Consider the following 25,185-nt stretch of genomic DNA (forward strand, 5'->3'; position numbering starts at 1 on the left):
CAATATATTCCTAGAATAAATAGGGTAGGCAATGGCTTGCTAAAATGGTTATACTATCTAGTTTACCCCGCCAAATTGACCAAATTGGTCGGAGAATAAATAGGCCACATAAAATCTAATGTCGTAAGATGTTATTTTTTTTGCCGGTCTATTGATGATTATAGACTCAGTAATAAATGTTTTGTAGATCACCTCGTGCATGACTAGCGCGGCCTTATGTAATTCAGAGAGCTTTTCCCAATAGCGCTTATTAAATATAAATTCTTTCATCCCAATAGGGGGTGTGACCCATTGAATCGCCCCTTGCTCAAGTTCACAATGAGAAGGGATAAAGACATTTCCTTGATCGTGGGTTTTGATAAACACATGATTTGGCAACAGCTCTGAATTGCGTCTCATTCTCTCGTAATAGCTCTTAAGTCGAAGGCCATCTCTCATTCCTATCATCATCACTTTATTGATAGTGAGGTTGATGATTTGCTTATAGTTAAGACTCTTGTTTGTAAGATCGGGGTCTAGGCGAAAGTACCAGACATTTCTACCTTCAAAGAGATCGAGAACTTCATAAGTCATTTCACCATTATTATCGCAAACGATGACATTACCGCCATTACCTCTGTTAAATCCTGAGCCCTCATCGTCTGTTGGACGAGTTTCCTGGGCGCAAGTATTAAGTGAGATATAAAGCATTGTAATAAAAATTAAAAATTTCATTTTAGACCCCCAAATTCGTTACTGGCACGAGTTGGATATTTAAATTGTAGACCTCTGTGGCCTCGATCCCATTTAGTATTTTTGTCATACTTTTTTTGAAATCTTTAATCAAAAGCTTCGCTTCTCTTAGCTTTAGAGGGTCTGTTGGAATAGTAATAGAAGAGATATCCCTTTCTAAGATATGGATTGTCTCTAGCTTTTCTAGTGCTTGATAGATGCAATCAGCGTTGGCCTTTTTAATGATCTCTGAAGGGATATCATTAGAAGTTGTAAGGGATTTAAAATTTCCTATTAATTCACCTGAATGGGCATCTCTCGTGACGTAGCCCCAATTGAGAAGACCATTTAGGACTTCAATTGTTCGCTCTTCAGAAATATTTAATTTTCTAGCAATCCATGTGGTGTCACTTTTAAAATTTTTTAATTTTAATAATGCCAAAATTGAAAAGTATTCCCAGTCACCAATTAAAGAGAATTCTTTTTGAGACAAGACCTTTTGAAAGTTTTGCTTCTTTCTTCTTCTATCGACTTTTTGATCGTATTCGCGCTCAACCAAGCGAAGAAAGAAGTTTTTTTCTTCAGGATCGAGAAGCAAATTCGGAACAATTTCGATAGCGCGTTTTGGAGTAAGGGGAGCTGTTCCGTTGAAGATTTCTGTTAGTCTTCCGCTGGAGATGCCCAGCGTTCGGGCGTAAGATCTTTTTGAGAAGCGGCAGTTCTTTTGTCTGCGTTTTTCATAATCTTTCTTGAGTATTTCAATTGAACTAATGTTATTTATATTACTTTCCATGGGCCGGATCATATAAAAAAAAGTTACAAAGTGACAATGTTTAATGGGGAGAAATGCTCCGAAATACTTTCGTAAATTCGAGGAGTTGCCTAGCTAGTAGCAATGGTTTTTAATTTAAATGCTCCGAAAAGGAGATATGTCTTGGGGATTTTTGGAAATAAAAAAAGGCCCGAAACTCGGGCCTTCTTATTTTTAAGCGTCGTTGTTATTTCCGCCTTGGTTGCCTGTAGTCCAGTCACCATTCTGGTACGCTTTAAGCATTTTAGCGCGTGAAGGATGACGGAGTTTTCTCAGGGCCTTAGCTTCAATTTGACGGATACGCTCTCTTGTTACGAAGAAGTCTTGTCCAACCTCTTCAAGAGTGTGATCCGATTTCTCACCAATACCAAAACGCATACGAAGAACTTTTTCTTCTCTTGGAGTTAGAGTCGCAAGGACTTTTCTCGTTTGTTCAGAAAGAGTAATACTCATTACAGCGTCTGCTGGAGAGATGATTTTTGTATCTTCAATGAAATCCCCAAGAGATGAATCTTCTTCCTCACCAATTGGTGTTTCAAGAGAGATTGGCTCTTTCGAGATTTTTTGAACTTTTTTAACTTTATCAACTGGAAGTTCCATTTTCTCAGCAATTTCTTCAGGAGTTGGTTCACGACCAAGTTCTTGAATAAGTTGTCTTTGAGTACGAACCATCTTGTTGATAGTTTCAATCATGTGAACTGGAATACGGATCGTTCTTGCTTGGTCAGCAATGGCACGAGTAATGGCCTGACGAATCCACCAAGTTGCATATGTAGAGAATTTGTATCCACGACGGTACTCGAATTTATCAACGGCCTTCATAAGACCGATGTTTCCTTCTTGAATAAGGTCAAGGAACTGAAGACCACGGTTAGTGTACTTCTTAGCAATCGAAACAACGAGACGAAGGTTGGCTTCAACTAGTTGTGACTTCGCTCTATCGGCCTTCTCTTCACCTTTTAGAATGATATTGTAAACATCTTGGATATCTTCAAAGCTCATTCCACAGTCAAGACTTAGACGACGAAGTTTTCTTAGGTTGTCCTCTTGATTTCTGATTAGTTGTTCAATCTTAGCATCAGTAGTGAAAAGATCTTTAGCAAGACGACGCTTGAAAGAATCATCTTCCATTACTTTGTCATAGATTTTTTTGTAATCTTCAATATCGTTTACTTCAAGGAACTTGAAGATACGATCTTGTTGCTCATAAAGCTCAGAGAATTGAAGGTAGTACTTCTTAACTGGCTCAACGAAGCTGTTGATGATCTTTCTGTTGAAAGTTAGATCAGCAAGTGTTTGAGAGATGTCGTTCATCTCTTTTTGTTGCTTCTGATTGAATCTCGCTAGAGTTCCATCCTCTTGCTCACATTCTTTAAGAAGTTTGTCGATCTTGTCACAAACTGCGCAAATTTCATCTTTTGTTTTCTTAATATCTGCTTGTGTCGATTCATCATCAAGACCACGTACAAGTTCTTTAACGAACTCACTTTGGTTTTCAGCAGTATCAATTCTCTCAGAAAGTTTTGCGATTTCTTTGAGGGCGTGAGTAGATTTTAAACATGAAAGGATAATCTCTCTTTCACCTTCTTCAATTTCTTTTGCAATTACAACTTCACCTTCTCTTGTAAGAAGGGCAACTGAACCCATTCTCTTAAGGTAAAGCTTAACTGGATCAGTTGAAGCTGAACGAAGTTCTGCTCTTTCTTCTTTTGAAAGAGTTTCTTCGATAACTTCCGTACCGTCTAGACGGATTCCATCTTCTTCTTCCTCTTCAGCAGAGTCTTCTTGAATGTCGATACGAGCTTCTTGAAGCTTTAGCATGATTTCGTCGAGAGTTTCAAAGTCGACGATGCTTGCTGGAATACAATCGTTAATTTCTTCAGCTGTTAGGTAAGACTGATCTTTACCTTTTACAAGAAGACGAGAGAATTCCTTTGAGTTTAAAAATACAGATAAAATTGACATTAAGTTCTCCCTAGACTTTAAGTTTAGGTTTGTGGGATTTAAGTTTTAATAACTCTTTATCTACTTCAATCACTTCCAACATTAGGGCGTTCATCTCTTCGTTTGTTTGACATAAGTCTTTTCTTTCGAGGATGATTTGCCTTTTCTGATTCAGTTGATTGATTTTCAATCTGTGTTCGAGGTCTAGCAAAATTTTATCTGCTGTCACATCGTTAATCGGGATCTTTCTGTATCGTGAAAGCGCCCCTTCAATTACACTCACAAGTGAATTGGAATAGTGCTCTTTTTTTAGCAGCGAGTGGAGAATGGAAACATACTCGTTTTCATCAATCTCATAGATAATTTCTCGCAATCTTAAAATATAACTTTTTACCTCATTTGTCCCTACAAAATCAAGCAGTTCAAGTGCTTTCTGACGTGTCACACACTCAGGGTGTTGGACTAATTCTTGCAATAGCTTTTCTTCAATCGCAGAGATTTTCACCTCCGTCACTTGTTCGAAATGCTCGAGACTATTGGTAAATTGTGATTCAAAATCTTCTTCCATCATCTCCACTTCGTGCATAAGTTCCTCTGATGGAGGTTCAGGTGCCCGAAATTTCTGGGAATTATCATTTGAAAGGAAATCTTCGTATCGCTTTATAATTTGTGCTGAATCAGATTGTAATCCAATTCTCTTGGCCCATACAGCAAGGCGTTCAGTGGCCTGTAGTGAATTACCTAGCGGTGCGACAATATGGAAACACTCATCTAAAATAGCAAACTGGCGGTCAATTAAATTTGGGATGACCTTCGGAATAACTTGATCTGCGAGAGTATCAATAAAGGGCCTAGACTCATCAATGAGCTTTTGCATGGCCACGATGCCTTCGTTTGTCAGATAATCATCGGGATCTTTATGAGGTTCAAAATTGAGATATTTAGGAATAATTCCCACTTTGAGACACTGTTCATTTACTCTCTTTGAAGCATTAAATCCGGCCGTGTCGCTATCGAGGGCCAAAATAAAATTTTTCGTAAGGGCCTGCAATACTTTTAGGGAATAATCACCCAGGGCAACTCCTTGAATGGCCACTGTGTTTTTTAATCCTTTATTGAACATTGCAATTTGATCCATATTTCCTTCTACGAGAAGAACGAAGTCTTTCTCACGAATGGATTGTTTTGCAAGATGAAGACCATAGAGGATATTTCTTTTGTTAAAAACAAAAGACTCTTTGGAATTCATGTACTTGGCCTTCTGATAGTCATAGACGGCACGTGAGGTATAGCCAATAACAGTCCCAAACTGGTCCCAGATAGGGAAGGTTATTCTGTCTCTGAAGGTATCATAATAGGACTCGTTATTATTGAGATCGCGCTTTATGAGACCAATTTCTTCAGCAATCTCTAGAGCGAATTTACGATCATCTTCTTTAGGGATTGAGCTTAAATACTCTATCAAAGCATTGTGCTTTGGTGCGTATCCAAGAGAGTAGGTGTCTGCAACCTCTGTACTGAGTCCTCTTTTTTTAATGAACTCCATGTACATGGGAAACTTATTTGTTCTAGCGAGACGCTTATAGAGTTCACTGCTTTTTTGCAGAACTTTTTCTGCCATTACAAGCTTGGGAGATTTTTGTTTTCTCTCAATATAGTCTTCGAAATTTAGTCCATGGTGATTTGCGATTTCTTTTAAGGCCTCAACGAATTCGATTTTCTTGTACTTCATCACGAAGTCGATGGCATTACCACCTTCACCACAAGCAAAACACTTGAAGATCTTCTTGTCGTTATTTACGTGCATTGAAGGAGTTTTATCACCATGAAACGGACAAAGGGCGACACTGGCCGTGCCTTTACGAGAGACGTGAACATAACCGCTGACAACGTCGGTCAGAGGAATCTCGTCCAGAATCCTTTGTTTTAAGTCGCTTAGTGACATTTACTTCTTAGGCCTTTTTCTTAGAAACCAAAACGTATGCTTTAATGTTTACCCCTTGTGAGATAAAAATCTTTTCAAACTTTGTTTGAAAGCTAGCAAGGAAATGATCAGGGTGAGTCACTCTCAAATCTCTAGTGGCAAGTTGAACATCAAAAAGGTCTTGATTGTTCATAACTTCTTCCATCCAATCTGCGTAACCTTCATGATCTGTTTTAACATAAAGAGTACCACCTGGCCTTAAAACCTTGTAGGCAGCTTGCAAAAATGGCAATTGAAAAAGACGCTTCTTGTTATGACGCGCCTTCGGCCATGGATCGGGAAAGAAGTAGAACATACGATCAAGTTCGTTCTCTTCGAACATAAAGCTAATTCTTTCACCCTTTGCTCTCAAGTATTTGAAATTGCGGTTCGGGTGTAGACTTAGTTTTTTAGCAAGAGCGTATGATCTTTTGAATCGGTAATCGAGTCCAATAAAGTTCACATCTGGATTCTTTTCGCAGTATTCCATCATGAAATGCCCATACCCACTACCAATTTCTAGGCACAGAGGGGCTTCTCTATTGAAAATTGCCTGATTCCATTGACCTACATTTGTTTCGGCCTCGTGATCGCGAAGAACAAATTCTTCAAATTCCTTCAGTTTATCGTGATAAGGATTATCGTGAGTATATTTAAATGAATCAGTGAAGGCCTTATCAACCATTGAGGAACCCCTGCCGTAGCGAAAAACGTGAAAATGAATCAGATATAGTGGGGCATTTTCTAGCAAATTCCCCTTTGAAATGCAACAGCGCGTGAATTAAACACTTAAGTTTTGGTAAAAAAATGACGTTAATGTACATGCGGTCACTTTATGAATAAACTAAAATCCATCGACTTCAACGAACATTATCCCTATTTCGGTCCTTTGCTTTTGACTGAAAACATTCTCTATTTAATTTGGGGACCCCTAATTAATATTCTTTATCCAAATTATATTGATCCATGGTGGGCGAGGGCCTTATACGTTCTTTTTTTTGGAGTAGTGGTTTATTTTAATAAAGTGAAGCCAGCAGCAGTGAACAGACATTTTTATGTCGTTCTTTTTATGTTTTTGATTGCTCTGCATTTGCCGATTCTGGGCATGATCAATAACGACATCGTTCTCTATAATTTAATTCTCATTCCCTGTGCCATTTTGATGGGGACAATCACATTTGATTTACGAGCAGTTGTTCTGTGGTGTTTATTCGCAAATTTAATTATGGGAGTCTCTCTCTACGTAAATTACTCTGTGAATGGAATTATTATCTTTCTATACCTAATTACGGCTTCAATTATTGCGGTCATTATTTGTATAAATCGAAGAGAAATTCTCTTTTCTATTATGGAAAAAAATAGAGAGCTGAGTGAGCAAAGAGCACTTGCTGTTTATGCCACAAAGATGAGTACGATTGGAGAAATTGCAACAGGGGTTGCGCACGAGATTAATAATCCATTGACCATAATAAATGGACACGTTGATAAGCTGAGTAAAAATTTAGAAGAAGATTTTGATAGAGATTTATTTGTGAAATCTCTTTCAAAAATCAAAAAGGCCATTCAGCGATCGAAAAATATCGTCGATTCCTTGGGGACGTTTGCCAAAAATACGGCCCAAGAAAAGTCTGATAAAGTAGATGCCAATACAATTATTAATGAGTCTTTGGCACTTGCTAAAACTAAAATCTATTCTTCAAATATAAAATTAGAAGTTTCAAAAATAGAGCATGCAGTTTATGTGGATGTTAACGTAATTGATATGTCTCAAGTCCTTCTAAATCTTTTGGTAAATGCGTTTGATGCTGTTTGTGACCTTGATCATCCGTGGATTAAAATTAATGTCTATTCATATAATGAGAGTGTTTTTATTCGTGTTACAGATTGTGGGCGAGGAATTGAACAAGAAGTTATTGATCAAATGATGAATCCATTCTTTTCTACAAAAGTAGGTACTGGTCTGGGACTTAGCACATCGAAAAATATCGTTGAAAAATACAAAGGCACGCTCTCATACGTGCCTTTGGACGGTCATACATCTTTTATAGTTGAGTTACCCAAAGCGTGATTATTGTCTCACGACCATAATTTGATTAATTTTCGCCTTACCAAATTGAGAGATAAGCTCAATACTTGAAGCGTAATCCTCTACTGTAACGATATAGCTTGGGTCTCTACCTGGAACATAGATCGAACCTTTAATATCTCCATTAATCATGACCTCAAATTTGGCATCATTTCTAACACCTTCAGCTGTGATGATTAATTTTTTTACATAACTTGGATTTGGAATGAGAATCGATTTCGTTGTTCCAGCTTCAAGAATAATAGATCTACTTAAAAGTGAAACAGTTGTTGTGTAATCATCATTTGTATTGTCATGACGAGAAGAGAAATCCGAAGGGCATCTCCAAGAGTTGTTCACAACTTCAGCGGCCTGGGCGTAGAAACTTCTGAAAGCTAGGGCCTCATTTGGGTATCTATTTGTTTCAATATCAGTTGCAAGTTCCTCTAGAGCAATAATTTTACAAGAGTAAAATTGTGCAAGGATACTTTCTTTAAGGTCTGCAGCAGCATTTAAGCTTGTCATCTTAAGTCCTGTTGTAAAAGTATTAACAGAACCTTTTGGATAAACCATACCACCGTGATTAATTGCAAAAGCATCTAAGATCATTTGAACTTGTTTAAAAGCAAAACGAGTGAACAATCTCTCAAATTTTTCAGTCGTAGCTCTACAGTATCCACAACGAGTATTCTCAAAGAATGGAATGTCTAGATTGTTTGCGACTTCAATAATAAATTCATAATAAGCATTCAAAAAATAGTTTAGTGCTCTCAGATGATTCTTATCTGTTGATGTTGCTAGCTTTACAGAAGTTGCAATATCAGCGCCTCTTTTAATCGCCTTAATAGTTAAAGGAAGAGATTGAAATTTTTGAGTATTTTCTGTCGCAACTTTTAGACCTTCTTCAAGTAGATTGATACTTCCTTGAATGTCATTGCTTAAGTAGAACATAAGAGCTTGAGACTTCGCTTTTTGCAATTGAGTAAGTTTATCCTTACACCAAATGTCGAAATTTTCTTCCGAATGAGCAGCTTGTGAGAATGTCAAAAAAACAAGTGTGATAAAAAAAACTATCTTTTTCATAGGCCCTCCCTAAGTGACTTATTGTTTTGTTGGAGAGTTTTTAGAAAAAAAAAGAAGAAGTCTCAAGAGGGAGCAATGCGATAACGCTGACAAAGAGTCAGCAGGTTAAAATTTAAAGAGGACATTTGTCCAAAGTGAATCAGTTACTTCATTGATATCATTAGTTATTTTGAAAGGTGTCTCTCTTTTTATCCAGAATGAGAGAAGACTTTTTGTTTCTAAATTCATTCCCAATTGTTTGTTGATAAAAAATACACTGTAGGGATGAATTCCTATTGTTTGAATTTCTGAGATTGAAGTGATTTCTTTTTGCTTAATGGTAGAAGGAATTAGATAATAACTGTCATCCAATTCACCATCGACAATATTGTAGCTATTAATAACTCTTGATAGATTAAAGTAGATAAAAGAATTAGAGAAATTCTTGCATTGAATTTTATCTACTGTAATGGATTGGAGAATTTTGTCGATTAGTAAAATTCCTGAGAGAGATTCCTTATTCGTAATTAATTTCCAAAAAAGATCTTTATTTCCACATTGTCTTGTTAGGTAGTGGAAATATAAAAAATGTTGCCCATAGAGAGGGCGATCTACATCTGTGAATGTATATTCAGAGAAAAAATAAGCATTAGAGTTAAAACTCGCAGATACATTGGTTGTATTATAGCGATTGAATAAATAATACTCAAAAAGTTGAGCTAGGCCTTCTTTTATCCAGCTCTTCTCGTTGGGATTAAACTCATTGTGAATTGCATGAAAAATCTCATGAGCTAAAACTTGTTCAAACTCAGATGAATGAATAAGTTTGTTACTTAACAGAATTATCTTTTGATCTTCGTTACTAACAAAAAGACCATCAATTTGTTTTGTGTCAGTAATTTTAATCTTAAATTTCTGCTCGTGATCTTTTAAAGGAGAATTTTCTAAGAACGCATTTAGCTTATTTTGAAGCGCAATAGTTCGCTTGCTAATTTCTTTTACGTAATTTTGATTTTCATTTTGAAGGATTTCTATATGCAACTTTGCCACACTTTGCAGTGAGAATAAGCTTAATAAAAAAAGTATTAGTAGTTTTGTGCACATGTTGACTGGCTTTTAGCAAATTATGGGGCGAAATAAAGAGAAAATTGTCATCAATCTGAGTTAAGTGATTAAAAAGAGATGAGAACTGTAATAAATACATGTTTTTGAGTGCTGACTGTGAGTCTGCGGAAAAAGACCATGCTTACTTGCACAGTATTCAAAAGTGATTTAGAAGTGCACAAATTTTAAATGTGGACGACTACTAATGATTAATCATGAAGCTGTGACAGATATTTCTCAAAAACAAACCAAACCTTTGGTGTTTGATTTTGTTAACTATAGAGAGTTTCTACATGCCTCGTATATTTATCTCAATACTCTTAATCCGAGTTTTTCGGAAACGGCGTTTATTAGAAAGGCCGGCTATGGGGCAAATAGCAGAGGTTACTTCAAGCTCATAGTTTCTGGAAAAAGAAACTTATCAAGTTCGGCCATCCTTGGATTTGGACAAGCTTTAAAGCTATCAGTTAAAGAACTAGAGTATTTTGAGAACCTTGTTCTATTTAATCAAGGCAAGAATCAAAAAGATAAGGCCTATTATTTTGAAAAGCTTTCTTCTAAAATTAAAGGAAAAGAGACCGAGGCCTATAGCATTCTAAAGTCTCAGTACAACTATCTTTCAAAATGGTATCTCATCGCAATACGTGAAATGGTTTCATTAAAAGAATTTAAAAATGACTATGAATGGATTTCTAAAAAACTTAGAAATGATGTTTCTCCAGTACAAGTTAAAGAAGCAGTTGAAGATTTATTAAAACTAGGTCTTCTTGAGTTGAATAAGGGCAAACTGTCACAGGTAGATAAACTTCTTCATTTCTCTGACTCTTCTTTGAATTACACCGTTGTGAATAATATTCATTCTCAAATGCTAGAGAAAACAAATCAACTCCTCGATAGAGATGATTACAATTACAGAAGTGCAAGCTCTGTCACACTTTCTTGCAAAAAAGAAGATTTTGCAAAGATTAGACAAGAAATCGCTAAATTTAGAGAAGATATTCTCAACAAATATGGAACAGAAATTAATGGTCTCGATACTGTCCTTCATTTAGGTGTTCAATTGATTCATCTAACTGAACCAGTGAAGAGCAAGGGAGAATAATATATGAAGTGGCTAGTGGTGTTTGCTGTTGCTTTCACTCAATTTTCTTATGCAAATGAAGAGAGTAAGAAAGAAATTACTTCTATTGAAGAATTGATTCAAATTATGAATGATTCACGAAAAGTTGAAGAGGTTGTTCGCGTTGAAGAGCAAATTTTAAGTAGAGTCGAATCTGGCACGAATATTGGCGGCGGTTTTGCGACAAGTGACGATCTGAGTATTTGGTGTAATACGAGCAATATGATTCTTGAAACATATTACACTGAGGCCAAATTCCAAGGGAAAAACTTCTTTGAGGCCAATAAGTTATTAAGTAAAGGTTTATACTTGGCCCATGGCAAGATTGCGAATGAGAATAACTCAACATTTACACTCAAGGCGCTTGCAAGAGGTTTAGAACTTGTAAATCTAATTGGTGCCATTGATCCAATGAGTAGCAAAGAGTCATTAGAGTCTGCCAATAATGTGCTCAATCATTACTATGATTTTATTTTAAGTGCAGTTACTAAGTCACTTGATCTTTCAGCTGTGATTCCTTTGTTATCGGACTTAGAAAGTTGTTCTGATTGCAGAGTCGATTTCGAGAAATTCGAATACCGATTTGTTGAATACGCGAAAATGCAGTTGAAATTCATTTCGATCGCTACTTTAGGAAAGAAAAATGGTGTTTTTTATCCAGTAGGAAACTCTGAACATTTTTTAAGAGCACTTGAGTTGTTTTCAGAAAAAACAAAAGAAGATCTGAGAAACTCACTTTGGAAAGAGCGTTTTTCATGTGCAATTGCTGAACTAGATGTTCTTTATATGCAATTGACTCTTTTCAATCAAGGAAGTCGCTCAATGTATAGAGGTCGAATTGAAATGGCCGTTCAAGGTTTTGCACAAAAAATGAACACAATTATAAATGAATTAAATAACGAAGAAAGTTGTAAATAAACAGGGGAAATCTTATGAAAATGTTTCTGGTAATTTCTCTTTCAATTCTGACAAGTATGACAAATGCTTGGGAATTTAAAGAAGGGACCTATGAGTCTACAATTAGTAAGTCGAGCTCTCAGAGTGCTTATCTAATGCTAAAACAAGTGAGTGGAAGAAAGGGGAGTTTTATTGCTGCTTTGATTCTCGCTGATAAAAAAGAACAAACAAAAGATGCCTATCTTTATTTGATGGATGCACAAAGGGGAGGGTCTTACTCTCTTACTCCATTGAGTGTTGTCGATAAGGGCGAAGTTGGTATCGACGATGATAATCCGTCTTTAGTAATCATCAAAGATGGAAAAGAGAATAACTTTAAAGTTACTTCAAGCCAATCTGGTAATGTCCTTGGGTATAACGGATCAATTTCTTTCGAAGAGGGGATGAGTCAAAGATATTCTTGGCAACTATCAAAAAATGGTGACTACAGCAGAACGGGTCAAGAAGAAGAGAAGGCCATGATTTCAATTGCGGTGAGCTCTCATGACATTGAAAATGATGCAGTCTTTGAAATTCCTAATGATATTGTTGGAATTTTTAAAATTAGACAGAAGATGCCTTTTGTTTACTCAATCAACTCTAACAAGCTGCTTGCTACTGGTTATGAGAGAGAGGAAGTTCCAGCTAGATTAGCTATTTATGTGCAAGAGAATCGCAAAAAAGGTTTTTCTAAAAAATGGGTTAAGAAACAAGATCTAATCTTATTGATCTCTCCAAAAGGAAAAGATCACTTTAGACCACTAGTACGTAAGCAGTAGGGAGTAAGAAATGAAACTTAGATATACATTTTTATTAGTAATTTTATCAGTAATTTTTAATATTTCAGTTACTCATGCAGAAGAGGATATTTCAACGCCTACATCTGTACTAAATGAAGGACTTGAAACTCAACTCACAGATGAGCAGATTGAATCAATTCTTCCTTGGGCGAATAACTCGAAAATATACATTGAAGATCTAATCTCTTTGATTAAATCAATGACTTTTGAGCAAGCATTAATGGAACTAGAAAGAGGGTATACTGATGTAGTTTTAAGTAGCGCACCAGATAATGCTCAAGTTCTACTAAGATTCTCGCTAAATAGAGCTCTAGAATATTCTAAAATTCTTTCGGCAGAAGTTGAAAAAGATGCAGTTGGTATTGTTGATATTAAAACACGTTTTTTAAAAGTTGCTGCAGACTTGGCCCTAGAGCACTTTCAAAGTGATATTCTTCTTTTAGAGAAGAAGACGGATAATATTGTTGATTTAAAGTTTAAGTACGCCATCTTTGGTATCAGTTTTGCTGATAAGTTCCTACATGTTGCAAGATCTATCGTCGATGCGAGTGCTCAACACCGTATTTATCTAACTACTTTAAAGTTTCTTCAGTTGGATTTATATAGAGATTTAGATCGTAATAGATTTGCAGTTGAAATTAGAAAAATTCAAAATTTAGTTAGAACTTTGGAATTATCAAAACCAAGTTCTGATTTCGACATAGTTGATGATGTTAGACAAATGAAATCTTTGATCAAAAGTCTTAGATTAAGTAATCTGCTGACTGAACTTAATGATGAGAAAGCGAGAATTTTACAAGAGATCGTTACTCAAAGAAACAGTGAAATTGAAAGACAAAAGTTAGAAGAGTTAAAAAAGAATAAAAAAGTTTTTGCTAAGTATATTCAAAGTTTAACTGGGAAAGCATTTGAATCTCCAACTCGTGATTTCTATAGAGGTGAGGATGTCGGTTATTTAGAAAGTGAACAAAAATTTATTGAAGGTAAGTTTGTTCAAAATGTTTCTGATAAAGAAGTGTTGCTGCTAATTAATGGTTCTCCTTTGAAAGTTAATAAAAACATGGTTGTTCATAAAAATATTTGTACTCTGGGATTTTGCACTGGAGATAAAGCTTACTCGGTCAAAATGGTGAATGAATATAACTATAGCTATAGAAGATACTTTGAAACTGCAAGAATTTATTCTGGTGAAGTTGTAGGTGGTTCTATTGATGATGATATTCTTCTTAAAAGCGTTAATGGAGAAAGTGTTACGTATCAGTTCTTGTCTATCAAGGATAGTCGTTACTATGTCGTTGGTTGTTCTGGTCCAGCCTGCGTTGGCGATGCTGTTTATGTTTTGAATAAAGAATATAAGTCTAGTAAGATCGTAGGAATTGACGGAGAAGGTAAATATTTGATTGAAGCCGTAAATTCAAATGATTCTGTAGTAATGGATGCTTACTCAGAAAGTGATATTATTAAATTATAAAAAATAAAGGCCTCTTTTACGAGGCCTTTTTATTTGATTTTTCTTCTAGCATTTTAGAAATTATCAGCGCAGCTTTCTTGGTCATTTCTGGGTCGTGTAATTTATCTTCAATTAGCTTTTTGTATTGTTCAATCTGTGCCTTATCTCTGATATTTTGTTGCACATCTCGTTTATTCTTTTCTACTTCTTCAATAGAAGTGGCATTCTGAGCAGCTTTTTTAGTCTCAGTTTTTGAAGAGAGGAAAAGATCTTTTAATTTGCTAAGACCACCCATATAAACCTCGTCGTCAATTATGCTGCAGCTTCTGCGTTTCTTCTTTTTTGGTAAGAAGTAACTCTTTTCATGTGATCTTCGATCACTTCATATAGCTCAAGCTTAGTTGTTCTTGGGTCCATACCTTCTGGAAGAGTTGAGTAGATCATCTCGTTTTCAACTTCAGCAAAAATGTACCAAGTGTTACCAAGTTTTTGGAAAAGAAATTCTGTGTCTTTAATTGTTTGTGTCATTGTCATGGTGCCCCTCCTAGGATTTTATCATTGATCGATACCTGGTCTTCGTCCTAAAGTCCTTTTGGTATTTCTATATAACTTATCGGGGCAATTTGTAGAAACTTTAGACATTTTTTGAGGGGCAAAGTGTTGAAAATATAGACAATGAATAAGAAAAATAAGGGGAGTTTTTTGGTCAACTAAAAGTTGCCAATAACTCCCGCAAACATACTGAAGTTTGTTGTGAGATCTACAGCAATAGTGTCATTAGTTTCATTCCAATAGCTAGGGATTTGCGCCTCTGTAGATGTTGTCATAGTAAAGGGAAACTTCATTGAAACATCTGCACCAACTGAAACAAAGTACTGATCACTTGGAAGAAGTTTTTTTAATTGAAGAATAGTTCCAATATTTGAAGAGAAAGAAATACCATGGAAAAGTCTCTCTTCTTCACCGAGATCACCATCTTGTCTTACAAGATGCCTGTTGTATCCAACCTTGAGTCCGCCACGAATTCCCCATGAGTATTTTTCATTACGATAAAAATCATAGTTCAGGACAGGACCAAAATTAATTTCGGTATGAGATTCTTTCACATAGCGATTATCACTTAATAAGAATTCACTTTCTTGGGAAAGAATTCCACCTTCGAATCCAAAGTAAAAGCGATTAGTCTTATCAAAGTTTGCTTTTTTAGCATAAAAACCAGTCAATCCGAATTGAGAAGAGAAGTTCTCTTTATTCAATTTTAAATTGTGCTGGTAGTGTTGTTTGAATGAACTTCCGTAGTGAAAGTTGAATGAGGCCAGTAGAGATTTTTCACTAGCAATGGGATAATTTCTCGGTAGCGGCTCTTCTAATCTATAGTCAGTAGGATCATTATTTAAAGCAATCATTGGTTCATCAAGCTCATTAAGATTGTTATGAACAACTTTAACGAACTTTATTGGAATATAGGCATCGGAGCCGTCCCTCGTTACCGTTTTAAAGAAACCCTGATCTTTTTCATAACCACTAAATTCTCTCCCATGTAAATAGATCACTTGTCCTCTTCTGAGTATTTGAAGTACAGAGGCTTCTTCAGAGGGGGATTGGTAAAGTGGTGCTTCCAAGACTACGACCATTGCTTTTGGTTTTGCAAAAGTTGTTATTGAAAATACTAGCATGGTCACAGTTAAGGCTTTTTTCATATTTCTAACTCAAATTTATAACCAAATACAATTCCTGTGGATGTATTTGATGTTTTTTGTGAATCAAAGTTTAAATCCATATCATCAAAGTTTTTTACGCTTGATCGATAATTAGTATAATTTAATCCCGCAAAGAAAATACCATATGAAGATCGATATTCTGCATCTAGCTCTAAGGTCCAAAATGTTGTTGATAGATCATATGTTGAAGTTTCTGATGACGATTTAATTTGTAAGCTGTCATAGAGACTTCTACCGGCCTCTATACTTGGAGTTAGTGTCCATTTGTTATTGATTTCAAATGGCAACTTCGCAGTTATTCCATAGAACAAGCTATTCCAAGAAGCATCTGTTTCATTAAACTCATTACCCTGAATCGCGATTGTCGCTCCAATTTTTAGCGGTATCGTCGTATCCACATATGTTTTATATTTCAAAGTTCTAGCGTTAACACTTGTATCTTGAAGATTTGAAATATTGTTTGCGAAATAGCCAATATCCTTATTTTCAAAGGAAACCTGCACGTGATGATCAGTGTTGAAAAAATAGTTACTGGCAATTGGTGCTTTATTTTTACTATGATCAATAGTGTATCTGTTTTCTGGTTTTAATTTTATGACCTCTTCAATTGAGTTCAAATTACTTGTGAGTGTGAAGTACTTTTTATCGCCATTAGCATCTAAAATGTATGAATAGGGACTTTCTGGACCTGAAAGGATGGCCTTTACGTAAACTGCTTTTTGAATTGTGAAAACGTTATCATCACTAATACGCTGAAGGCGTGAGTTTTTTCTAATTACTGCTTGATAAGGTTTTATTGATTTTTGTGCGTCTTCGTAGTGGTATCTCACTTTAGTCTTCTGTGGAATTGGCTCACTACGACGGTTGAATTTTTCAAGCTTTCGAATTTCTTCGAGACCTGATTGGGAAAGGCCACTCAAAGGCACAATTGGTTCTTCTTCAATAAATTCGTCGATCTTATTGTCATCTAAATCTACAATGACTTCTCCATCTGGAAAAAGAACTTCGTCATAGGCGTGTGCTTGCACCACGATTGCCAGAAGGCATAACAATACTTTCATGGTAAATCCTTCGTGAGACAAAAGGCTTCATAGTTTGAAGAATAGTGAAAGTGCTCTTGTTGAATTTCTTCAATAGGTATCCACTTAAAGTTTGCATGTTCTTCACTCAATCTAACCTGCGGTGTATTTTCAAGATTTACATAAAAAACTTTTTCGATAACATTTTTTTGCCAACGATCAAAAAATTTATACTCAATTTGAGTTTCAATTGGAGTCGCCACAATTCCTGTTTCCTCGAAGAGCTCTCTTTTAGCGCCATCGAAAAAGGATTCGCCAGCATCGACTGATCCTGTGACATTTTGCCAAATATGGTTTCTTTCTCCACTTGTTTGTAAGAGGAGGAGGTGTTTTTTGTTTTGATGCCTTGCGTATACAATTACCTGTGCTTTCATCTTTTCCATGACTTAAATTATAGCTGATTTTAAAAGACATAAAAGGTGAGGACAGGATTTCGTTTTGCACTGCGTTTTCTTTTGCCACATAATGTCCAAAATGGTATGAATTTTCTCTATGGATTTTTCAGCAGCACTACAAAAAATAGCTATTTTTCTACCAGGATTTCTTTTGGCCGTGGTTTTCCACGAAGTGGCACATGGGCTCATGGCCTTGAAATTTGGAGATGAAACAGCAAAACATGAAGGCAGGTTAACTTTAAACCCGGCCGCTCACTTTGATTCAGTGGGATCACTTCTCGTTCCTATGGTTCTATTTGTGACTACGGGATTTTTATTTGGATGGGCAAAACCAGTTCCAGTTAATCCTATGAGATTTAAAAAATTTCGTGAAGGAATGTTCTGGGTAAGCTTTGCAGGACCATTAACGAATTTTATACTAGCAATTTTGTCGGCCTTGATCTGCGCATTGCTATTAGTTTTTGTTGATCCATCTTTTTATTTATTCGAACCATTTGTAAAAATGTTAACGTTTTCAGCTTCTATTAATATGGCCTTGGGAATTTTTAATTTAATTCCTCTGCCCCCATTGGATGGGTCAAAAATGGTTCAAGCATTTTTGGATTACAACCAATCACGTAAATTTGAAGAACTAGGACGATATTCGTTCTTTATTTTAATTGCTTTAATGATGACGGGTGGACTTTCTTATATTTTCACTCCAGGACAAGTATTAATTAATAAACTTTTGTATTTTTTTATTTATCTGTTTGGACAGGCTTAGTAGGGAATAACATATGTTAGACACAAGTATTCAGGTTAAAACTGATCACTTTGATGGACCGCTGTCACTGCTTCTTCTTCTTATTCAAAAAGAAGAAATGAATGTACGTGATTTGGATCTAACAAAGATAACTAAGCAGTACCTAGATTATCTTGATCAAATGCGCGAGTTAAATTTCGATTTAGCAGGAGACTACCTATATTTGGCGGCCACTCTTGTTCTATTGAAATCTAAAAACTGTATTACTGAAGAAGAAAATGATTCCATTAAACGTGAGCTTGAATCATCAGATGGCCTCAATATCACAACTCAAGCAGAGCTTATTCGCAGGCTTGAAGAGCTTCAACATTTTCAAAAAATGGGTGAGAAATTGTGGCAAATGCCTCGTTTAAACCAAGATGTGTTTGTTAAGCCAAAAGTGAATAGGAAAGAGATTGTAAATTCGATTCTAGTGCCAATGGATCTTGAGAAGCTTACTTTAACAATGGTTGATTTTCTATTTAGAGAAAATAGAAAATATACAATCGTAAAAAGAGATAGACTCTCTATTAAAGAAAAGCTGCAGTTTATGAAAGACAACTTGCAGCTTGGTCAAAAAACAGACCTTGATTCTCTTTTAGATGCCGATGGTAAAGGAAAAAATATCGATAATATCGTTATCACTTTTATCTCTTTACTTGAATTAGCTAGATTGAAACGAATTACAATTTTCCAGAATGAAGATCTCGGAAATATTTATGTTGATGTTGTTAAGTCACTAGAAGACTTCAACGTAGATCAAGCAGATGGGTTTGAAGAAGAGGGACAAGCAGAAGCGGACGCTTTGGATGCAGAGCTGACAAGTGTAATTAACGAGTCAATGGATGCAGTAGATAAGATCGCTTCAGCCGATGAGATTACTGAAGACGAAACATTTGAAGAAGAAGTTGAACAAGAACAGGAAATTCCTGAAGAGCTATTAAATATTGGCTCTGATAATAATGAAGACGAACCTGTAACAATCCAATAATGGAAGAGATTATGGAAGAGACAAATTCTACACACACAGAACAAATTAATGAATCAATTGAAATGATGGAAGAGACTGTTGTTTATCCAAATGAAGATGAACTTTCTTTTCCTGAAGTGGAAGTTGTCATGGCCCAAGTCGCAGAAGAACTTGCTGACTACGATGGAGAATCGGTTGCATCAAAAGACTTTTCTCTTGAGCTAAATTTTCTTGATGACAAGAAACAAGAAGACAAAATTTGGCAAGCTCGTACAGGTTTAAATTTTGAAACACTATGTGGTGCTATTGAAACAATTATTTTCATGAGTGATAAGCCAATCTCTCTTGCTAAAATTAAATCATTCATAGATGAAGACCTACCATTGAGAGTCATTCACGAGGCGCTAGCAAGACTACAAGAAGACTATGAGCAGAAATTCCACGGGATTCGTCTTGCCGAGGTAGCTGAAGGTTATCAATTTAGAACTAAGGCGACTTACGCTAAATATATCCAAGATATTTTCAAAGTTACTGAACTTGTTCTTTCTCCAACAGCTCTGGAAGTTCTGGCGATTATTGCTTACAAACAACCAGTTTCTAAAGTTGAAGTTGAAAAAATTAGAGGTGTCGATAGTTCTCATATTATTAGAGGTCTAATCGATAAGAGACTTGTTAAAGTTGCTGGTCGTTCTGAAGAAGTAGGTAAGCCAGTACTTTATGCAACAACGTCTGAATTCTTAGAAGTGTTCAACATTAATGATCTTAGTGGTCTTCCTCCTGAGTATGAGCTTCAAGATATGGCCACTCAAAGTGTTGGAAAAATTGCAGATATTAAAACACTTGTACATGATGGTGATAAAAAGAGATTTTCTTTCGACGAACTTTCTGAACTTGATGAGCTTACAGAAAGCATTAAAAATATTAGTGCTGAAACAGACTTCATCAAATCACTTAGAGTTGAAGAGAAAAAACGCATCTCTGAAGTAGGAACTGTTGTTAAGACGGCATTTGATCTTCTTGAAGAGTTCGTAAATAGCTCACAAGTTGCAAAAATTAATATGGAAGCTGTTGCCTCTGAATTAATGACAGCTGGAATAGACCCACAAGTTATTAGTGATCTTTCGGCCGGTCCATTTAATACTCCAGAAGTATTTGATGAAGATGAAGACTTCCAGATGATTGATCTTGACACTGGTGAGACAATTCTATTTGACGATGAATTTGATATCGAAGTTGAACTTGAAGAAGATATGGAAGAAGAAGATCTCTTTGAAGATGATCTTTCTGAATACCCAACTGAAGATGCTGAAGATCTTGCAATGAAGGCAGCACTTATTGCTGATGGAATGGGTGGTATCGATTCATATATTGGAGATGAAGAGTCTGAAGAAGAGGATTCTGATGAGATCCATGTTAAGGAAGAAAATACATTCAATCTATTTAACGATGATGAAGATGCAGCAACTTCTTTGGCCCGAGCTCTTGATCAGGCCTTTGCAAAATTAACAGGTTCTACTCTTGATGACGATTCTGACCTTGAGGAAACTCATAAGAATATAGCTGAAAAGGGTAATAATCTCGATAGTTTAACTGATGACGTAATCAGAAAAGGAAACGATCTTGATCTAGACCTTTCTTTTTTGAAGAGTAGTGAAAATTCTTCAGAAGACTCAATAGATTTAGACTAATCCATTGACTTCGGCGGGGTTATCGCTTATTTTAGCCCCGCATAAATCATGCAAAATTATTAACTTCTAAACGGCCGTGATGGCAGATTGGAGGACCGATGGAAAACGGAATCCGCTTACAAAAATTTATTGCAGACTGTGGTATTACTTCTAGACGTAAGGCCGAAGAGCTTATCGTTCAAGGACGTGTTACTATCAATGGTACAACAGTTACTCAACTAGGAACTAAAGTTAATCCTGCTAATGATGCTGTTGTTGTTGATGGGCAAATTGCAGACTTAAATGCTGTTCAAAAAATATATGCAGTTGTTAATAAGCCTCGTGGTTATATGACAACTGTATCTGATCCAGAAGGAAGAAAGACTGTATTAGATTTAGTACAAGAAATTTCTGAGAGGATTTATCCTGTAGGACGTCTGGATTATTTATCTGAAGGACTTCTAATCCTAACAAATGATGGTGAAGTGGCCAATATGATCATTCACCCTAGTAATGAAATTGAAAAAGTTTACGAAGTAAAAGTTTTCGGTGCCGTTAATGAGTTCCTACTTAAGAAATTAAGAGCTGGAGTTCAACTAGAAGAAGGATTTGTTAAACCTATTTCTGTTCGTGTTATTAAGCAACTTCCAACAAAAACTTGGTTAGAGTTTAGACTTGGAGAAGGTAAGAACAGAGAGATTAGAAGAATTTGTGAAGCTTGTAACCTAACTGTTGATAAGCTAAAGCGTATTGCCATTGGCGGCCTTGTTGTTGAAGGTATCAGACCAGGTGGGGTACGTTATGTTACAAAAGGAAATCTTTTAAGAGCTATTGGTTTAAATTCTGATGGAACTAAATCAAAAGATTCAAAATCATATTTCTCTGCTAAGAAATCTATCGACCTTAAGAAAAAAGGTGCACAGGTAGGTTCAGCCGCCGACGATGAAGGATTCAAGAAGTTTAGAAAAGCAGATTACTTCAAAAACGTTAAAGAGCTAGAAGAGAAAAGAAAGCTAGAGGCCAAGAAAGAAAGAACTGAGGCCTATATGATTAAAGAAGAAGCACACCAGAAGAGAAAAGCTAAAAAAGCTTTTAGAGCTAAGAAAAAGTCTGAAGTTCAAAAAGGTGTTCACGCTAAAATTGTTGATTAATTTTCAAAGAGCTCTCCACTAAGTGGAGAGCTTTCTGTTATTTTCTGAAATCGGAAAAATTATTTCAAAACATGTACCATTACTTGGTTTAGATGTTACTTCAACGCGTCCACCGTTAGCATTCACAATTTTATAGAGAATAGGCAAACCAAGACCACTACCTTTTTCATTCTTTGTTCCCAATGTAGTAGTATTCTTTTGAACCTCAAAAAGTTCACTTATCTTTTTCTCGTCCATACCAACTCCTTGATCAGTGATACGGAAGATGAAGTTGTTGTTAAACTCTTCGAAGATTAATGTGACAGTTTGATTTTCATGAGAGAACTTTAAAGCATTTGAAAGTAGATTTCCTAGAATAGAAGTGACGAGCTGATTTTTTGAGATAGTAAGTATGACTTCACTATCTAGTCTGTTAAAAATATAAAGTTGAACATTCTTTTCCACATAATTGTCTTCAAACTTATCTTTAACTTCTGCGAGAGCTTCGCTTACTAAAGTTAGTTCAGATGTTCTTGGGGGTGTATGCTCTAGTGTCTTAATGGTTTGAATTTCTTTTTGATATTCTCGCACTTGCTCTAGGCGCCTTTGCACTCGCTCAAGTTTGCTCTGATCCCCACTTCTAATGGCCAAACGCAAACCATTTTCAATTATGTGAAGATCATTTTTAAGATCATGAGTAATGATATTGAAAAGATTATCGTTAAACCATTTTTGATCTTCAACTTCTTCTTTTAGTTTTTGCATTTGAGAAATGAATAAGAACGGAGTGGTGAGGGCAATCGCCATATAGGCGGCAACTGCACATGACCAACCCCAAAATTCAGACCCCGGCTCCATTCTATAAAATGCAAAAGTAAGGCAGTTTAAAAACGTATAGATCAAAATACCAAACATGATCCTATGAAAAACCGTAGATTTTTCATTGAGCATAATTTTGATCATTGTATCTGCAGCAGGAGAGAAAATTGTTATTGCAATAGGCAGTGTGTAGATAGTGAAATTATCTGTGAGGTTTGAGAGAATAAAATAAAGTAAGAGGCCTGTTCCAATAATTATGGAATGTTTTTTTACAGAGATCTTTTCATTTAATGTTTCTACAGCGTATTGAGATAGTAAAAACATAGGAACAGCATGGGCAACAAAGAAAAAGGAAATTAATCGAGGAGACTGTGGCGTTGAAAAATTAATAATGTATGCTAAAAGTACTGCAAACCAATAAAACGTGATGATTTTTAGAGAAGGATTTTTTGCACTTTTGTGCAAAAAATAATTTAAGATCAAATTAACGAGAATTAGTCCTAATAAAATAAGATATAAAGTAATAATTGATGTTGGCACTCTAGAATTTTCTCTAAAGTCACAATAAAAGTAAAGTTATTGTTCTAAACGACAACCAAATCTTTCACCCTTAAATTCAGCAAAAGAAGTTTCAAAAAGAAAAGTCGCAAAGACTGATTTTTTACTTTTGTCCAAAACATAGCTAGATACTGGAACAACGTAAGTTGAGAATTCTTTACATTGTCCCTCTGGAAGTTGTTCTACAAATACACATGAGCAGAACTCTTTAACAAAACTCGACGTGACGGCTTTGCGTAGACCACAAGACGAAGTAAGAAGAACAATGGTCATTAGGCATAATATTTTTTTCATTACTTCTCCAAATATTTATCAGCGTAGAGTGCTTTGAAGATTTGATCGCGATCAAAATGACCGTCTTTATCAATTCCAGTTCTAACAAAAATTAAATTCTCTTCAGGAATAATCATCATAGACTGCCCATGATGGCCTAGGGCCATATAAAGACTTTCTGGTGCATGAGGATGCTTTTTGCCAACAGTATCTATTCTTTTGTTCAACCACCAGTGTGCACCGAAAGAATCGTCACGTCTTTCTTTTGGTTCCATGTTCTTTTGAGAGGGAGCTTCTGTTAGAGAGAAATTTATCCACTCTTGTGAAACGATAATTTTATCTTCCCATTTTCCTTTATTTAAAAATAGCTGACCGATTCGTGCGAGATCTTCTGGTGATAGGTAAAGATAAGAAGATCCAATGAAGTTGTCGGAGTGGTCTCTCTCCCAAGTTGCAGTTGTTATTCCAATTGGAGTAAATAGTTTTTTCCAAGGAAAACTCTCGTAATCAGGTCTTGATATTTTTTTTTGTAAAATACTCATTAATAAATTCGTTTCACCGCTAGAGTATTTAAAATGCTCTCCAGGGGGATATTCTTGAGATTTATGGGCCACATAGCTTGCCATGTTTTTGTGACCTTTTATAAAGAGCATATTGAGAACATCGCTGTCTAATGGGTTATTCTCATAGGTTTCGCTCCAAGTGAGACCAGAGCTCATATGAAGAAGATTTGCTATAGTTAGGAACTCGTTTGCATTTGGATAGTAGTTCTTTATCGCTTCATCTACTTTTAATAATCCTTGCTGTTCGGCAATTCCTATAAGTATTCCAGCAACAGTCTTTGAAATAGACCAGAGTTTTTGAGGTTGTTTGGAACTAAAGCCTTCAGCACTTTTTTCATAGATAAGTTTTCCATCTTTAATGATAAGAAAACTTTTAGTGAAGTATTTGTGCTCTTTTGAAAAAAGGACATTTTCTAGATTGGTGATTTGTTCTTTTGAGAACGGGGCAGTAGCGCTTTCCCACTTTTCTTTTGGAAGAGGAAGAGAGTAGGTTGTAGTACATATTAGAAATGAGAATAAGATAATTAGTGTTTTCATACTTTTCATTCTCTCAGAAACAAAAGCATGAGGCAAAAAGGCAAAAAAAAACGCCCTAATGGGCGTTCTTATTAATTATCGTAGTGAACTACTTTTGAATTAGTGATGTGCTCAGTAAGCATATCCATTGAGTACTCTAGTGCTTGTTCTGCATAAGGAATACCATCGATACCTTTTAGGTTTTCAGCGAAATTGGCCTGCTTGATAAGTGAAGCGCACATTCTCATGAACTCAGCACTTCCTTCGAAAAAATCTTCTTCTGAATCCGTCGTAACGACGTTGGCCAGAATTGCATTAATTGACTTAATAAGTCTTATTTGTTGAGTTGACAGCTCTGCAGCGTCTAATTCGATGAGTACTTTATTCTTTTTAAGTCCAAAGGCCATGCTTACCTCTCTATGTTCGACCACTATCTGCTTTCTTATCGCAAGTTTTATTAACAATTTTAGAGATTTGTGTTGGAGTATTTTAGTTTTTTTACCAGACCTAAAAAGTTCTTTACTTTTCGAGGGTAGAGGACTAGTATTCATGAACAGAAGACAAATCAAGTTTTCGCATACTTAACGCGGGATGGAGCAGTCTGGTAGCTCGTCGGGCTCATAACCCGAAGGTCGTAGGTTCGAATCCTGCTCCCGCAACCAATTCCTTATACATTTATACTATCGTGAAGGGCCCTTCGAGGATCTTTTCAAATTCGTAGGTTCGCAGAAAGCTCTCGCTTTCAGT

25 protein-coding genes, 1 tRNA gene and 1 pseudogene are annotated in these 25,185 nt (G+C 35.9%); 10 read left to right on the forward strand and 17 right to left on the reverse strand.

Annotated elements, in window-relative coordinates; genetic code table 11:
- Nucleotides 1-57: 57 nt before the first annotated feature.
- The 6 genes and pseudogenes from M899_RS12320 to trmB form a co-directional block, all read right to left on the reverse strand.
- The gene (locus tag M899_RS12320) at nt 58-714 is read right to left on the reverse strand and encodes a hypothetical protein (RefSeq protein ID WP_021271890.1); all 657 of its coding nucleotides are present in this window, start codon (nt 712-714) and stop codon (nt 58-60) included.
- 1 nt (nt 715) lies between these two features.
- Nucleotides 716-1,504 (reverse strand): TIGR02147 family protein, encoded by a 789-nt coding sequence (locus M899_RS12325; protein ID WP_021271804.1) that lies wholly within the window; start codon nt 1,502-1,504, stop codon nt 716-718.
- Nucleotides 1,505-1,696: 192 nt separating this feature from the next.
- A complete protein-coding gene (rpoD, locus tag M899_RS12330) occupies nt 1,697-3,169 on the reverse strand; it encodes an RNA polymerase sigma factor RpoD (protein ID WP_231370280.1) in 1,473 nt (490 codons plus the stop codon).
- Nucleotides 3,143-3,487, reverse strand: a pseudogene (locus M899_RS18790) (RNA polymerase sigma factor region1.1 domain-containing protein); the annotation flags it as partial. The pseudogene M899_RS18790 and the gene rpoD, both read right to left, overlap by 27 nt.
- A gap of 10 nt (nt 3,488-3,497) precedes the next feature.
- The gene (dnaG, locus tag M899_RS12335; protein WP_021271744.1) at nt 3,498-5,411 is read right to left on the reverse strand and encodes a DNA primase; all 1,914 of its coding nucleotides are present in this window, start codon (nt 5,409-5,411) and stop codon (nt 3,498-3,500) included.
- A 7-nt stretch (nt 5,412-5,418) separates the two neighbouring features.
- Complete coding sequence (trmB, locus tag M899_RS12340; protein ID WP_021271942.1) at nt 5,419-6,114, reverse strand: tRNA (guanosine(46)-N7)-methyltransferase TrmB; 696 nt, start codon at nt 6,112-6,114, stop codon at nt 5,419-5,421.
- A gap of 150 nt (nt 6,115-6,264) precedes the next feature.
- Between trmB and M899_RS12345 the strand changes: the two genes are divergently transcribed.
- Nucleotides 6,265-7,497 (forward strand): sensor histidine kinase, encoded by a 1,233-nt coding sequence (locus tag M899_RS12345; protein WP_021271749.1) that lies wholly within the window; start codon nt 6,265-6,267, stop codon nt 7,495-7,497.
- Here M899_RS12345 and M899_RS12350 read toward each other — a convergent pair whose 3' ends face one another.
- Together M899_RS12350 and M899_RS12355 are read right to left on the reverse strand one after the other, a co-directional pair.
- Nucleotides 7,498-8,577 (reverse strand): hypothetical protein, encoded by a 1,080-nt coding sequence (locus tag M899_RS12350; RefSeq protein ID WP_021271836.1) that lies wholly within the window; start codon nt 8,575-8,577, stop codon nt 7,498-7,500. It lies immediately after the preceding gene.
- Between the two features lie 105 nt (nt 8,578-8,682).
- Nucleotides 8,683-9,606, reverse strand: a complete 924-nt coding sequence (locus M899_RS12355; RefSeq protein WP_155897206.1) for a hypothetical protein — start codon at nt 9,604-9,606, stop codon at nt 8,683-8,685.
- A gap of 259 nt (nt 9,607-9,865) precedes the next feature.
- Between M899_RS12355 and M899_RS12360 the strand changes: the two genes are divergently transcribed.
- From M899_RS12360 to M899_RS12375, 4 genes are read left to right on the forward strand one after another with little or no spacing between them, the layout of a single operon-like run.
- On the forward strand, nt 9,866-10,762 hold the full coding sequence (locus M899_RS12360; protein WP_021271948.1) for a TIGR02147 family protein: 897 nt from the start codon (nt 9,866-9,868) through the stop codon (nt 10,760-10,762).
- A gap of 3 nt (nt 10,763-10,765) precedes the next feature.
- Nucleotides 10,766-11,698 (forward strand): hypothetical protein, encoded by a 933-nt coding sequence (locus tag M899_RS12365; protein ID WP_021271809.1) that lies wholly within the window; start codon nt 10,766-10,768, stop codon nt 11,696-11,698.
- Between the two features lie 14 nt (nt 11,699-11,712).
- Nucleotides 11,713-12,495, forward strand: a complete 783-nt coding sequence (locus M899_RS12370; RefSeq protein ID WP_021271830.1) for a hypothetical protein — start codon at nt 11,713-11,715, stop codon at nt 12,493-12,495.
- A 10-nt stretch (nt 12,496-12,505) separates the two neighbouring features.
- On the forward strand, nt 12,506-13,987 hold the full coding sequence (locus M899_RS12375) for a hypothetical protein (protein WP_021271806.1): 1,482 nt from the start codon (nt 12,506-12,508) through the stop codon (nt 13,985-13,987).
- A gap of 16 nt (nt 13,988-14,003) precedes the next feature.
- On the opposite strand, the gene M899_RS12380 is transcribed toward M899_RS12375, so the two are convergent.
- The 5 genes from M899_RS12380 to M899_RS12400 form a co-directional block, all read right to left on the reverse strand.
- Nucleotides 14,004-14,261 carry a hypothetical protein gene (locus M899_RS12380; protein ID WP_021271895.1) on the reverse strand — a complete coding sequence of 86 codons (258 nt, stop codon included), beginning with the start codon at nt 14,259-14,261 and terminating at the stop codon, nt 14,004-14,006.
- A gap of 17 nt (nt 14,262-14,278) precedes the next feature.
- Nucleotides 14,279-14,500 carry a hypothetical protein gene (locus M899_RS12385; protein WP_021271758.1) on the reverse strand — a complete coding sequence of 74 codons (222 nt, stop codon included), beginning with the start codon at nt 14,498-14,500 and terminating at the stop codon, nt 14,279-14,281.
- Nucleotides 14,501-14,676: 176 nt separating this feature from the next.
- On the reverse strand, nt 14,677-15,666 hold the full coding sequence (locus M899_RS12390; protein ID WP_021271733.1) for a hypothetical protein: 990 nt from the start codon (nt 15,664-15,666) through the stop codon (nt 14,677-14,679).
- A complete protein-coding gene (locus M899_RS12395) occupies nt 15,663-16,748 on the reverse strand; it encodes a hypothetical protein (RefSeq protein ID WP_021271796.1) in 1,086 nt (361 codons plus the stop codon). The genes M899_RS12390 and M899_RS12395 overlap by 4 nt, the downstream gene beginning before the upstream one ends.
- Nucleotides 16,745-17,149 carry an NUDIX domain-containing protein gene (locus tag M899_RS12400; RefSeq protein ID WP_081653827.1) on the reverse strand — a complete coding sequence of 135 codons (405 nt, stop codon included), beginning with the start codon at nt 17,147-17,149 and terminating at the stop codon, nt 16,745-16,747. The genes M899_RS12395 and M899_RS12400 overlap by 4 nt, the downstream gene beginning before the upstream one ends.
- A gap of 109 nt (nt 17,150-17,258) precedes the next feature.
- Here M899_RS12400 and M899_RS12405 point away from each other — a divergent pair, with 109 nt between their 5' ends.
- From M899_RS12405 to M899_RS12420, 4 genes are all read left to right on the forward strand, one after another.
- Nucleotides 17,259-17,924: a site-2 protease family protein gene (locus M899_RS12405; RefSeq protein WP_021271745.1), complete on the forward strand. Its 666-nt coding sequence runs from the start codon at nt 17,259-17,261 to the stop codon at nt 17,922-17,924.
- A 13-nt stretch (nt 17,925-17,937) separates the two neighbouring features.
- A complete protein-coding gene (locus M899_RS12410; protein WP_021271936.1) occupies nt 17,938-18,933 on the forward strand; it encodes a segregation and condensation protein A in 996 nt (331 codons plus the stop codon).
- Nucleotides 18,933-20,600, forward strand: coding sequence for an SMC-Scp complex subunit ScpB (gene scpB, locus M899_RS17880; RefSeq protein WP_081653828.1), 1,668 nt, complete (start codon nt 18,933-18,935; stop codon nt 20,598-20,600). Before M899_RS12410 ends, scpB begins: the two co-directional genes overlap by 1 nt.
- Before the next feature lie 98 nt (nt 20,601-20,698).
- Complete coding sequence (locus M899_RS12420) at nt 20,699-21,730, forward strand: pseudouridine synthase (protein WP_021271881.1); 1,032 nt, start codon at nt 20,699-20,701, stop codon at nt 21,728-21,730.
- An 18-nt stretch (nt 21,731-21,748) separates the two neighbouring features.
- On the opposite strand, the gene M899_RS12425 is transcribed toward M899_RS12420, so the two are convergent.
- The 4 genes from M899_RS12425 to M899_RS12440 all read right to left on the reverse strand — a co-directional run bounded on the left by M899_RS12425 (nt 21,749) and on the right by M899_RS12440 (nt 24,845).
- A complete protein-coding gene (locus M899_RS12425) occupies nt 21,749-22,852 on the reverse strand; it encodes a sensor histidine kinase (protein ID WP_155897207.1) in 1,104 nt (367 codons plus the stop codon).
- A 252-nt stretch (nt 22,853-23,104) separates the two neighbouring features.
- Nucleotides 23,105-23,380, reverse strand: a complete 276-nt coding sequence (locus M899_RS12430) for a hypothetical protein (RefSeq protein ID WP_021271778.1) — start codon at nt 23,378-23,380, stop codon at nt 23,105-23,107.
- Entirely contained in the window at nt 23,380-24,459 is a 1,080-nt protein-coding gene (locus M899_RS12435; RefSeq protein WP_021271927.1) for a serine hydrolase domain-containing protein, read from the reverse strand. The genes M899_RS12430 and M899_RS12435 overlap by 1 nt, the downstream gene beginning before the upstream one ends.
- A 71-nt stretch (nt 24,460-24,530) precedes the next feature.
- Complete coding sequence (locus M899_RS12440; protein ID WP_021271794.1) at nt 24,531-24,845, reverse strand: hypothetical protein; 315 nt, start codon at nt 24,843-24,845, stop codon at nt 24,531-24,533.
- A 178-nt stretch (nt 24,846-25,023) separates the two neighbouring features.
- Here M899_RS12440 and M899_RS12445 point away from each other — a divergent pair.
- Nucleotides 25,024-25,100 (forward strand) — tRNA-Met (locus M899_RS12445).
- Nucleotides 25,101-25,185 lie beyond the last annotated feature (85 nt).

Origin of the sequence: Bacteriovorax sp. BSW11_IV (assembly GCF_000447755.1) — a bacterium.
Classification (GTDB): domain Bacteria; phylum Bdellovibrionota; class Bacteriovoracia; order Bacteriovoracales; family Bacteriovoracaceae; genus BSW11-IV.

Coding starts and splice junctions, on each gene's coding strand:
- M899_RS12320 (WP_021271890.1), bottom strand. CDS start 714: ATGAAATTTTTAATTTTTATTACAATGCTTTATATCTCACTTAATACT.
- M899_RS12325 (WP_021271804.1), bottom strand. CDS start 1,504: ATGGAAAGTAATATAAATAACATTAGTTCAATTGAAATACTCAAGAAA.
- rpoD (WP_231370280.1), bottom strand. CDS start 3,169: ATGGGTTCAGTTGCCCTTCTTACAAGAGAAGGTGAAGTTGTAATTGCA.
- dnaG (WP_021271744.1), bottom strand. CDS start 5,411: ATGTCACTAAGCGACTTAAAACAAAGGATTCTGGACGAGATTCCTCTG.
- trmB (WP_021271942.1), bottom strand. CDS start 6,114: ATGGTTGATAAGGCCTTCACTGATTCATTTAAATATACTCACGATAAT.
- M899_RS12345 (WP_021271749.1), top strand. CDS start 6,265: ATGAATAAACTAAAATCCATCGACTTCAACGAACATTATCCCTATTTC.
- M899_RS12350 (WP_021271836.1), bottom strand. CDS start 8,577: ATGAAAAAGATAGTTTTTTTTATCACACTTGTTTTTTTGACATTCTCA.
- M899_RS12360 (WP_021271948.1), top strand. CDS start 9,866: ATGATTAATCATGAAGCTGTGACAGATATTTCTCAAAAACAAACCAAA.
- M899_RS12365 (WP_021271809.1), top strand. CDS start 10,766: ATGAAGTGGCTAGTGGTGTTTGCTGTTGCTTTCACTCAATTTTCTTAT.
- M899_RS12370 (WP_021271830.1), top strand. CDS start 11,713: ATGAAAATGTTTCTGGTAATTTCTCTTTCAATTCTGACAAGTATGACA.
- M899_RS12375 (WP_021271806.1), top strand. CDS start 12,506: ATGAAACTTAGATATACATTTTTATTAGTAATTTTATCAGTAATTTTT.
- M899_RS12380 (WP_021271895.1), bottom strand. CDS start 14,261: ATGGGTGGTCTTAGCAAATTAAAAGATCTTTTCCTCTCTTCAAAAACT.
- M899_RS12385 (WP_021271758.1), bottom strand. CDS start 14,500: ATGACAATGACACAAACAATTAAAGACACAGAATTTCTTTTCCAAAAA.
- M899_RS12390 (WP_021271733.1), bottom strand. CDS start 15,666: ATGAAAAAAGCCTTAACTGTGACCATGCTAGTATTTTCAATAACAACT.
- M899_RS12395 (WP_021271796.1), bottom strand. CDS start 16,748: ATGAAAGTATTGTTATGCCTTCTGGCAATCGTGGTGCAAGCACACGCC.
- M899_RS12400 (WP_081653827.1), bottom strand. CDS start 17,149: ATGGAAAAGATGAAAGCACAGGTAATTGTATACGCAAGGCATCAAAAC.
- M899_RS12405 (WP_021271745.1), top strand. CDS start 17,259: ATGGATTTTTCAGCAGCACTACAAAAAATAGCTATTTTTCTACCAGGA.
- M899_RS12410 (WP_021271936.1), top strand. CDS start 17,938: ATGTTAGACACAAGTATTCAGGTTAAAACTGATCACTTTGATGGACCG.
- scpB (WP_081653828.1), top strand. CDS start 18,933: ATGGAAGAGATTATGGAAGAGACAAATTCTACACACACAGAACAAATT.
- M899_RS12420 (WP_021271881.1), top strand. CDS start 20,699: ATGGAAAACGGAATCCGCTTACAAAAATTTATTGCAGACTGTGGTATT.
- M899_RS12425 (WP_155897207.1), bottom strand. CDS start 22,852: ATGTTTTTACTATCTCAATACGCTGTAGAAACATTAAATGAAAAGATC.
- M899_RS12430 (WP_021271778.1), bottom strand. CDS start 23,380: ATGAAAAAAATATTATGCCTAATGACCATTGTTCTTCTTACTTCGTCT.
- M899_RS12435 (WP_021271927.1), bottom strand. CDS start 24,459: ATGAAAACACTAATTATCTTATTCTCATTTCTAATATGTACTACAACC.
- M899_RS12440 (WP_021271794.1), bottom strand. CDS start 24,845: ATGGCCTTTGGACTTAAAAAGAATAAAGTACTCATCGAATTAGACGCT.